The following is an 8,743-nucleotide window of genomic DNA, read 5'->3' on the forward strand; positions in this document are numbered from 1 at the left end:
ATTTATCGGACAAAAAGCGTCAGTTTTTTCAGCGCGACCGAATTTGCCCCTTCGTTCACAAGGACAAACCGGACGCCCCGTTTGCAGACGAGATTCAAAGGCCGCTCTCCACCCAATTTTACAAGATCGAGGAGCTTCACCGCAACGGACGAAGTCACTTCGCCATCGACGTAAATCCGGATAATAAACCCTTTTAGATTTTCTTTCTCCAGTAATTTCATGGAGTCTGTGGACAAATAAAGATCAGAAAAGGTCTTTGACTCATTAAATTCCTTCAATATAATTTCGCCGGAACCCGGCACGGTGATTTTCCCGTCCCAAATGCACTGACCCTCCGTATTCGTATCATCCTCCGGCTCCTCGTCAAAACTGAGACAGCTCATGGCGGGCATACTCATGCAGGACGACGCGCAAAAGCTGCCGGCGCTGGCGCTGGCCGAAAATCTGCTGGCACTGGCCGCACCTCTGCCCGTCCTCCTGGCGGACAACCGGGAAAACGACGCGGAGACAAAACCTTCATGCCACCCAACCGGAAGCGCGTTCGGCGTCAGAACCGTCTCCTCCACCCGTTCGCCCTTTTCCTTACGGGACGCCACAAGAGCCGTTCGACTGGAGACGACACCGTATTTAAGGGATTCTTCCAACAACAGGTCGTCGATGAATTTTTTCAGAATAATCCCTTCGTTTTCTTCATAGACCCTGCCTCTGGTTTTCTTTGCGGGGCGTTTTTCATTCTCTGATTTTGTTCCTGATTTCGCCCCTGATTCCTCCGGCGAACAGCCGAGCGCCAAAAGCTCAATCCGCAGTTCCTCCAAATCCATTCCGGAGGATTTGAGGAACTCCAGTTCCTGTATACGCCTTGCCCCGTACAGGGTCCGAATCGCGTCATGTTCCGATTTTGCCCCCTTGCGAGCCGGCTCGATCCTGATCTCTGCCTCGAAGGAGTCGAAGCGCGCCCGAACCGGTTCTTTGGAGCTGAAACCGGATATTTTGCCGATCACCCAGAGAGGGTTGCCCCCCATGAGACTTCCGAGTTCGGCTTTGAGCCGGCGAGGTTCGTTCTCCGCGATTACGCGGGTTTCCCGCCCCGGGACGTGCAAATTCTCCGCCTCCAGTTCCAGCGTCACGCTCTCGGCCACGGGACGCGACCAGCGGGAAAGAACTTCCTCCACGGCGGAGGTCACATCCCCCGCGGTCGAGTTGCTGGTCAGGTACACGGCTGTTCCGCCTCCCCGTTCCGCGAGCCGGTTCGTCAGCACGGAGTTGGGGGCGGCGTCGATGCAGAGAACGCTGATGCGCCGTCGATCGCGTTCAGAAGATTCCCTTCGGGCCAGTTCGAGGATGCGCGCCTCGTCCGTCACCTGCGCGTCAGTAATCACCAAAAACTGCCGCGCTGTTTTCGACTCCGGCAAAACTTTGGGCATCATGAGCATCCGCTCCATCGCCGCGCCCAGCTCCGTTCCTCCGGAAGACGTGTTCTCCGTGACAAATTTAATTCCTTTTTTTACATTGTTCGAGGTTGCCGGCAGCATTTTTTCCGAAAAGGGGAAAAATTCGTTGTGAAAGAACGCCACGGCGAAATGATCGTCCTTTTCCAAATCCGACAGAAATTTTTTCGCCGCCCAGTCCGAGGCCTTCCATTTGCTTCCTTCCATGGAGCCGGAATGATCAATCAGGAGAGAGACTTCCCGCTTCAGGGGACGGGGCGCTTTCTCCTCTCCCTGCTCTGCCGCTGCGAGCAGCAGAAAATACGTGTCATCTCCGTCCTTTTCCGTGTACATGACCCCTCCAAAAGGAGATTTTCCTCCCAGGTCGGGTTTCCAGGAAATCAGAAGATCCCTGTCCGGCGTCACTTTCTCTTTCGCGAGAACCACGCGGGCGACTCCGGCTTTGGTTTTGACGGAAAGCTCGTGAGTGGAGGACGCGATTGCCTCCGCGTTTTTAAACTTCAGATCCATCGAAAAATGATGCCCGGGGTCGAGAGCAACCGCCAGGGGATTGGCGTTGGCCTGCGAAGTTCCGGCCTCATCCGTCCGGACGTAACGCGGCGCAATCGTCAGGGGGAACCTCAGCTCCCAGCCCCCCTCCATCGGGCGGGCCACGGCCACGAAATTCACGAGAACGCCGACCTCCACATCCGGCATGACACCTGTTATGGCAACGGTGAAAACATTTCCGGATTCCTCGTTTACCAGCGCCGCCTGCCGTCCTTCATTTCGAGCCTTATGGTATTCATCCTGCGCTTTCTCGCGGTCCTTCAGCGAAGTTTCGATTTCCACGTCGCCAAATCGCACGACGGCGCCCTTTACCGCCGCATCTCCCGGCAGGGGGAAACGATACAGAACTTCCACCGGACGGGCGCTCTGAGCCTTCGTGAAGGAATACGTCTGAGAAAGCGAAAGATTCAGAAGCGGCCCCTCGACGTCTCCGGTAAGGCGGCTTTCCTTCAGGGGGACAAAACCCTGAAGGCCCTTTTTGGATACGATCTCCATGGAGGACGCTCCGCCCGACGGCGAATTGTCGTATCTGGACAGATCGAGAAACGCGGCGGCGGCAACCTTCGGCGTCACGGCCACAAGCAGAAAAACCAGTGTCACCACGGCAATGACAACAAACAACATCGACATTTCAGAACCCTCCTGCTCCAATTTTTATTCCAGGCCGGAAAAACGAAACGACTGATCCATACTGCATCCAAACTTCTTTATAAAAGCATTTAAGAATTTTCTTTATAAAAAGATACTGTAAATACTGTTTTTATACAAAAATTTATTAATAAACCTTTTGTATAACGCAATATATGAAGTATATTTCATAAAAAAAATTATGTCAACACAATTTTTCATTTATTAAAAATATATAAAAAGAATCTACAATAATTCAGCTTTTACAACAGAAAATATACCCTGCGTTAAAATGATTTATAATCTCATACTTTTGAAAATATGAGTGTTTATAAAGGTCTGTGCCTCGCAGACAGTACCAAAAAAATTTCTGTCCCTTTCAGGAAATTCTTTTCAGGAAATTCACAGAAAGGGACTGCTCCGTAAAACAATCGTATCTCGGAGCGGACGGGCAGGCTGGATGGTACAATGACCCTGAGTACAGCGGGAGGTGGATGACCATGAAATCGATACTGTGTGACCTGTTCGGAACAGAATACCCTGTCATGCAGGGAGGACTGCAGTGGCTGGCCGTTCCGGAGTTCGCCGCCGCCGTTTCCGCCGCGGGGGCTCTGGGGACTCTCAGCTCTTCACTTTACTCCAGCAAACGGGACCTGATCGAGGGAATACGAAAAGTCCGGTCCCTCACCGACAAGCCTTTCGCGGTAAACATTTCGATGCTGCCCCATCAGGCGGAGGGGGACCTGGTTTCAGATTTTCTGGACGCCGCTGCGGAGGAAAAAGTTCCCGTTGTGGAACTGGCCGGTCGGGACCCCACAGACATCGTCCCCCCGCTGAAAAAGGCCGGAGTCAAAGTCATTCATAAATCCACGGCGGTCCGGTTCGCTCAAAAAGCGGAAAAAGCCGGAGTGGATGCGGTGTCCGTCGTGGGGTTCGAGTGCGCGGGACACCCCGGCCTGGACGATGTCCCGACGATGGTGTTGATTCCCCGGGTGGTGGACAGCGTCAAAGTTCCGGTCCTGGCCGGCGGCGGCATCTGCGACAGCCGAACTTATGCCGCCGCGCGATGTCTGGGCGCCGCGGGCGTTGTCATGGGAACCCGCTTTGTCGCCACCCGGGAATGCATCCTGCACCCGAATTTCAAGCAGGCCCTTCTGGAGGCGGACGAGCGTTCGACGGCGCTGGTGCAGCGTCCCATACGCAACGTGGCGCGCAACTACAAAAATGACCTCTGTAAAGAGCTGCTGGAGCTGGAAGCCAACGGAACGCCCACTCTGGAGCAGATTTTGACTTTTGTGAACGGTCAGCGCCAGCGCGCCGCCTACGAAAGCGGGGACGTCAACGGCGGCATGTTCCCCATGGGACAGTGCGCGGGCAACATCAGGGAGATTCTGAGCGTTCGGGAGGTCATAGAAGAAATCGCCGTCAACTCTGAAAAATTATTGAGGTCCCTCTGCGGATAAAAGAACGCCGCTTCAGGACCTCAGACTGACAGAAATTGCTCTGACCGATACCAATTTGCTTTCAATCAAGCGTTAACGAAGAAGCCAATGTTTGAATGTCACTGCTTTTAGCTATTCTAACTTCAGGCCTTTTACTTCAAATTGGTATGATACCAATTTGCTTTCAATCAAGCGTTAATGAAGAAGCTAATGTTTGAATGTCACTGCTTTTAGCTATTCTAACTTCAGGCCTTTTACTTCAAATTGGTATGAAATTGCTTTCGCCGGACGAACAGGCGTCACTTCGCCAGTCTTCTGTTGATTTCCTCGAATTCCTTCCGGATCGTGTCGTTCTGGAACGTCTGAATTTCGGGCATGGAGAGCGCCTGAATGGAGTCGAACAGATCCAGGCCGGATCGAATCAGATTGCGGAGGTCTCCGGAGCTTCGAACGGTTCGATACGTGCTTTCGGCCACGTCGCGATTCCGGCGCAGGTCCGCCAGTGAGGCGTTGACGCTTTTGCGCTGGCTGGCCAGAAGTTCCATATAAAGCCCCGCCACCCGAACCGTCAGACCGTTGGACTCCGCGTTCGCCTCAAACGATTTTTTCTGCGCGTCCGTGTATACGGACTGTTTCGCCTTCGTCAGCGCGTCGGTCCGCAGTTTTTGGGCCTCGTTCTGAATTTCGGTCAGCCTTGGACGAAAATCCCTGTCAATTTTTTCCACAAGCCCCTCCTGAGTGTAGATCAGCAGGTCGTTCAGCACGAGATACATGCCAGTATAGCGTCGGTTGGCCTCCAGATTATCCCGATCCTCCCGGGCGAGCTCCGCCAGTTTTTCCACCACCCGGCGCACGTTGGAGAAGATCACCGCGTTTTGGAAAAGGTCGTCTCCGGTTACGGAGGTCAGCAGAATATCCACCTGACCGTCGTCCAGATCCAGCCCCAATTGACGCAGTTCCGACGCGATGCGGGCGTTGAGTTCCACAAGCGCCTTTTCCTTACTTTCGATCTCCTTTGTGAGTTCCTCTATACGTTTGTCGATGTCCTGCCGGGACTGGATCCAGGGCAATTTGGCGCTCCAGGATGCGCTTGAGGCGTCCGGGGCGGAGATGCGTTTGTTGCGCAGGGCGTCTCTCTCCCCCCGAAGAGCGGGAATGCGCTCGCGCAGGGCTATGGCCTCCTTCCGCAGGTCGTTGGCGTCGCCCTGCAGCAGCAGAGAAAGCGCCTGGTCGAGAAGCGCGTCGATCTTTTTCGCGTTGGACGTCTTGTCCTCGCCGATCCACTTCGAATCCGGCAGCGATTCCTTTTTGTCCTCCAGCCTCAAAACCTCCGTCAGCGTATCGGAAAGTTTTCCCCAGGAGGACTCCAGCACACCCGGCAGCACGTCCGGCGAGGCCGCGCACGAAGCGGAGGCCATCGTCAAAACCAATATTCCCGCCCATCTGAACGCTTTTTTTATACGCATACGAATACCTTCGCTCATGCAAATACCCCCTCCCAACACGATTTCTCCCGGGTATTGTACAGCGTTTTTTTCAATTAATATACGGCTGATATACGGGACTCTTCCCTGCTTACGAGGCCCGCGCCCCATCGGCGCGGCGGAAGGAGCGTTCGTAAATCATGATGACGAAGGTAGTCGCCACGGTCAGGACAATGGCCAGAGCGTCGGCCTGGGCAATGTCGGAAGACATGTCCGAGACCTGCGTGTAAATCACCATGGGCAAAATTTTCACCGCCGTTCCGGTGAGGGCGAAAGCCGTTCCGAAGGCCCCCATGCTGACGGCAAAAAGCAGAGAGGACCCGGACAGAATGGCAGGACCGAGCATGGGAAGAATAACTCTGAAAAGAATGAGAAAACGTCCGGCCCCCAGACTGGACGCCGCCTCCACCAGACTCCAGTCCGCGTTGCTCCAGGCGACGACCATCGTGAGAATCATACGGGGAATCAGAAAGTAGAGGTAGGCCACCACAAGCCCGCGCCAGGTGAACAGAAACGCGGAGAACTCCAGAGGGTCGATGCCCGTAAACCGCTTCAGCAGCAGGGTAATAAACCCGCTGGTTCCCAGAAGGACGATGAAGGCAAATCCCACCACAAGCCCGCTGAAGGTCAGAGGCACGGAGGTCAGAGCCATGAAAAAATCCTTCATTCTGCGGCTTCTGTAAATAGCGTAAGAAACGGGAATACCGATGATCGTCCCCAGAACCGCCGTGCTCACGGAGAGAATGAAGCTGGTAAACAGCGATTCTCTGTAGAGCCTCCGAATAAAAAGCGACAGGTAATTGGCCAGGGAGAGCTGTCCTCCCACGAAGAAGCTCTCCCACAGCACCAGCGCGAAAGGCCACGCGAGAAAGACGATCAGGACGATCGCCACAGGCAGCAACAACAAATAGAGTCCAGTCCTGTTTTTCAGTTTCCCCGTCTCCTTTCAGCTCCGCATACGTCTTTAATAAGTTCGAAAATTGGCGTCAGTCTTCGCCCAGAACTTTGGAGCCCCAGAGGGACGCCAGTTTCGTCTGAACTTCTGCCGCCTTCACCCAGTCCACGTCTTTCGCCCGGGTGTAATCAGCGTCGGAAAGGAACTTGTCGGCCACGTCCTCGGGAATTTTGAACCCCGGAATGATCGGGCGCACGAAGCCCCGGGCAAAAAGCCCCTGTCCCTCCTCCGAAAGGATGTAGTTCAGCCAGAGTTTGCCGGTGTTCGGGTTCGGAGCGCCCTTCACCAGGCTCATGGCATAAGGAGACGTGATGGTTCCCTCGGAGGGGATCACAATCTCCACCGCGTCGCCCAGCCCCGCAATGTACCGGGCGCGGTAGGCGTTGGCGTCATAGGTGATCCAGACGGGAATCTCGCCCTTCACGAACTTGTCGAACTCCGTGGTTTTTTCGATCATGCGGACGTTGCCGCACTCCTGGAGCTTCGCCAGGTATTCGACGCCGGCCTCGGGGTGATCCAGATCGCCGCCCTGAGCGTAAACGCAGGCCAGCACGATGGCGTATCCGATGCCGGCGGTGCGGGGATCGAGGTAGACGATCGATTTTGAATAGGCCGGCTTCAGAAGGTCATTCCAGCCTTTCGGCATCTCTTTGACCAGATTTTTATTCACCACGAAAACCACCGTCATCTTGTGAACGCAGAACCAGTTTCCCTCCGGGTCCTTCAAAATGTCCGGAATTTTATCGAAGTTGACGGGTTTGAAGGGCTCCGTCACGGCCTTCTGATGGGCGGCCTCACCGGAGGGCATGAAATAGTAGGCCGAGTCCCCCTGAGGGTTGTTGCGCTCCTTGTCCAGACGAACCACCGTCGCGCCGCTGCCCAGGTCGTTGTACGCGACTTCGATGCCGTACCGCTCCTGAAAGCCCTCGAACAGGGCCTGCCAGTTCGCCCAGGTGGGACCCGTGTCGTAACTGGTGAGCCCCTTTTCCTTTTTTGCCTCCGCCAAGAGAGCGTTCTCTCCTGCGTAAAGCTCGGCCGCACTCGCTCCGCCGCACCACAAAAACGCCACTCCACACAACGCCAGCAGGAACTTTTTCACAACCCATCATCCCCTATCCGATAGTTTTATTCGAACATCTCGTTCAAGGTCCGCGTCGTTTCTCCGTTGTCATATGTATATCATATCATTCATACGATTGGGAATTTTATTTTAAATTGAGGGCTACCGTCTCCATGAGCTCCCGGGAGGGGGATTTTCTGTCTTTACGGGAGACCTCCACAATCAGTCGATAGAGGTCCACTTTCCTTTCCCGGGCCACCTCCCGAAATGTGTTCAAAAAATTGGAGTGACAGCCGCTGTAACCTAAAATCAGCTCCAGCGTAGAGATAGCCGCCTTATAGCCAAATTCTTCCATACGAGGCGCCAGAGTGCCGTCAATAAAGGCGATGAGCCCGTATAAATCGACTTCTTCAGCTTTTCCCAAACGATGAAGCGCGGCCGTCATCACTTCCGTGGGAATATTGCCCACGCTTCTGGCCATGCCCATCAGCCCCGTATCGACGGAAAGGGCGCCGCCTTCCAGAGCCCCCAGGGCATTGGCCACGCACAGCCCCATGTTGTTGTGCGAGTGGATACCCACCGGAATCTTCACCGCGCGGGAAAGAACTTCGGCGTAATTCCGGACCTGGTCGGGGAACATGCAGCCCGCGGAGTCCATGATGGTGACTCCGACGGCGCCGAAGGACTCCACCTTTCGGGCTTCGTCCGCCAGTTTGTCAGGCGGCAGGACATACGCTTTCATCAGGCTGAAACGCGCTTCCATACCGGAAGCGATAATTTTGCCGGTCAGCGGCCCCGCGGAGGCGGCGTCTCCGGCGTTGGTCCCCACCCGCAGGAAGCCCAGCCCCATTTCCGCGGCTTTTTCCACGTCCGCGTCCACTGTCAGGGAAGGCTGAGCAAACATCCCTATTTTTCCGCGTCCGAAAAAAGGTTTTCCCGCTTCGAGGTACTCCAGATCCGCGACGGGCGCAGGACCGGCACCTTTACGATACCCGCCGATTCCGGAAGGATGCCCGTATTCAATGGTTTTAACCCCATTGTCCAGCAGGCCGGCGATAATCAGACGCGTCAGTTCCAGTGAAAACCCTTTTCCCACGACGTTGCCTCCGTCGCGCAGGGTACAGTCAAAAATTTCCACCTTATTCATTTTTTCCCTCCGTTCAAATCAATTATCAATT

The 8,743-nt window shown here is 54.8% G+C and carries 6 protein-coding genes; 1 reads left to right on the forward strand and 5 read right to left on the reverse strand.

Annotated features, from left to right (window positions below; genetic code table 11):
• Positions 1-2 precede the first annotated feature (2 nt).
• A complete protein-coding gene (locus LBR61_00515) occupies positions 3-2,627 on the reverse strand; it encodes a VWA domain-containing protein (GenBank protein MDR1730555.1) in 2,625 nt (874 codons plus the stop codon).
• Positions 2,628-3,124: 497 nt separating this feature from the next.
• On the opposite strand from LBR61_00515, the gene LBR61_00520 reads away from it, so the two are divergent.
• Positions 3,125-4,087: a nitronate monooxygenase gene (locus LBR61_00520; protein ID MDR1730556.1), complete on the forward strand. Its 963-nt coding sequence runs from the start codon at positions 3,125-3,127 to the stop codon at positions 4,085-4,087.
• 278 nt (positions 4,088-4,365) lie between these two features.
• Here the strand turns inward: LBR61_00520 and LBR61_00525 are convergent, their stop codons facing one another.
• The 4 genes from LBR61_00525 to LBR61_00540 form a co-directional block, all read right to left on the reverse strand.
• Positions 4,366-5,550, reverse strand: a complete 1,185-nt coding sequence (locus tag LBR61_00525; GenBank protein ID MDR1730557.1) for a hypothetical protein — start codon at positions 5,548-5,550, stop codon at positions 4,366-4,368.
• 91 nt (positions 5,551-5,641) lie between these two features.
• Positions 5,642-6,457 (reverse strand): ABC transporter permease subunit, encoded by an 816-nt coding sequence (locus LBR61_00530; GenBank protein MDR1730558.1) that lies wholly within the window; start codon positions 6,455-6,457, stop codon positions 5,642-5,644.
• Positions 6,458-6,536: 79 nt separating this feature from the next.
• Positions 6,537-7,604, reverse strand: coding sequence for an extracellular solute-binding protein (locus tag LBR61_00535; GenBank protein ID MDR1730559.1), 1,068 nt, complete (start codon positions 7,602-7,604; stop codon positions 6,537-6,539).
• A 106-nt stretch (positions 7,605-7,710) separates the two neighbouring features.
• Complete coding sequence (locus LBR61_00540; GenBank protein ID MDR1730560.1) at positions 7,711-8,712, reverse strand: 4-hydroxy-2-oxovalerate aldolase; 1,002 nt, start codon at positions 8,710-8,712, stop codon at positions 7,711-7,713.
• Between the last annotated feature and the right edge of the window lie 31 nt (positions 8,713-8,743).

The organism is Synergistaceae bacterium, from assembly GCA_031272035.1.
Classification (GTDB): domain Bacteria; phylum Synergistota; class Synergistia; order Synergistales; family Aminobacteriaceae; genus JAISSA01.